Below are 222 nucleotides of genomic sequence, written 5' to 3'. Positions count from 1 at the left end.
ACGGAAGTAACCGTACCAGTAAATGGAACAGTTGCAGCAGGAACAGACGGTTATACTACAGCAGGAACCGTAACCGGAACTGTATATAATGATGAAGATGGTGATGGAACACAAAACGGAACAGAAACCGGATTCACTTCTCCAGTAACTGTATTTGCAGATTTAGATGGCAATGGCGTATTAGACGCAGGAGAGCCAACAGCAACAACGGCAGCGGATGGA

General features: G+C 45.9%; 1 protein-coding gene. It reads left to right on the top strand.

The window, feature by feature from the left end; translation table 11 throughout:
- Nucleotides 1-222 (top strand): hypothetical protein (locus tag ACVCZW_RS07680; protein WP_452232092.1); only part of this gene is annotated, 222 nt, incomplete at both ends.

This window comes from Lacinutrix sp. MEBiC02595, from assembly GCF_053601555.1.
The sequence above is the reverse complement of the archived record's forward strand: the minus strand, read 5'-3'. Positions and strand labels throughout refer to the sequence as shown.